This is a genomic window from Oleiphilus sp. HI0132, from assembly GCF_001635845.1.
Map to the genome: position 1 here is coordinate 1 of NZ_LWGJ01001454.1, position 1,526 is coordinate 1,526.

General features: G+C 43.2%; 2 protein-coding genes. Both read left to right on the forward strand.

The genetic code is table 11. The features are described from left to right. The first annotated feature begins 46 nt into the window (after positions 1 to 46). A complete protein-coding gene (gene clpS, locus A3766_RS22330) occupies positions 47 to 403 on the forward strand; it encodes an ATP-dependent Clp protease adapter ClpS (RefSeq protein WP_068516258.1) in 357 nt (118 codons plus the stop codon). Positions 404 to 479: 76 nt separating this feature from the next. Further along, on the forward strand, positions 480 to 1,526 hold a 1,047-nt coding region (locus A3766_RS22335), incomplete at its 3' end, for an AAA family ATPase (protein WP_156509050.1).

Below are 1,526 nucleotides of genomic sequence, written 5' to 3' on the forward strand. Positions count from 1 at the left end.
GTATCTACCCCCAAATAAAGAGAAATGTAAAAATTCGTATCAAACTATGAGTAAAACTAAAGATTCTCTACTAGTATTAGCTCAAGGAACGCAAAATGATCCAGGTCATGAAGATGATCTGCTTGTCGCTCCTGCTAAGCCAGCGTTTAAACAGCCTTCGATGTATCAGGTTGTCATGTTAAATGATGACTACACGCCGATGGACTTTGTTGTTGAGGTGCTATTAAAGTTTTTTTCTATGAATGAAGAAAAGGCGACCCAGGTAATGTTAGCTGTTCACACTCAAGGTTATGCCGTGTGTGGCGTGTTCAGTCGGGACATTGCAGAAACAAAGGTGGCGCTGGTGAATCAATATTCGGCTGATTGTGATCACCCATTATTGTGTGAAATCAAAGCAGTCTAGAGCTTTATAGATATAGTTCTGCGTTTTACATGGGTAATCACATTGAGCGAATTAATAATAATTTCTGGGGTGAAAGATGTTAAGTAAGGACCTCGAACTGACCTTGAACGAAGCGTTTCGAAGCGCCCGTGAGAAGCGTCACGAATTTATGACTGTTGAGCACTTGCTATTGGCTTTGCTCGACAATGATGCCGCACTACAAGTGCTGGGTGCGTGTGGTACCGAATTGTCGGAGCTTCGAGAGGAGTTAACCGAGTTTGTAGACTCGACTACACCACTTATTCCAGCGAGTGATGAAGAGCGAGAAACTCAGCCTACTCTGGGCTTTCAGCGAGTTTTGCAGCGTGCAGTATTTCATGTTCAGTCTTCTGGTAAGAAAGAAGTTACTGGCGCGAATGTTTTGGTAGCTATATTCAGTGAACAAGAAAGTCAGGCTGTTTATGTGCTTAAGAAACAAAATATCGCGCGTATTGATGTAGTAAATTATATCTCGCATGGTATTTCCAAAATTTCCGATGACTCCGAGCCAGAGCAAGAGGGTGAGGCGTCTTCTGAAGAAGGTATGGAAGAGTCAGGCCAGAGTAATCCGCTCGAGAGCTATGCATCAAACTTGAATGAACAGGCAAGCTTAGGTCGCATTGACCCACTGATTGGTCGCGAGAAAGAGGTTGATAGAGTTGTACAGATACTGTCGCGTCGCCGTAAAAATAACCCCTTGTTAGTAGGGGAGGCGGGTGTTGGTAAAACGGCGATAGCTGAAGGTTTAGCTAAGCAGATTGTTGATGGAAATGTTCCAGCAATTATATCTGATGCTGAGGTTTATTCTTTAGATCTTGGTGCTTTATTAGCAGGAACCAAATACCGTGGTGATTTTGAAAAACGTTTTAAGGCTCTGCTAGCTGAGCTGAAGAAGCGAGATCATGCTATTTTATTTATTGATGAAATTCATACGATCATTGGTGCGGGTTCTGCTTCAGGTGGCGTTATGGATGCATCTAATTTGCTGAAGCCACTACTTAGTTCTGGTGAGATTCGTTGTATTGGTTCGACTACGTTCACTGAGTTCCGAGGCATCTTCGAAAAAGATAGCGCATTGGCGCGTCGATTCCAGAAGATAGATGTA

What these genes read in the sequence shown, in the direction of transcription:
- clpS (WP_068516258.1), top strand. Translation starts at nt 47, where the DNA reads ATGAGTAAAACTAAAGATTCTCTACTAGTATTAGCTCAAGGAACGCAA.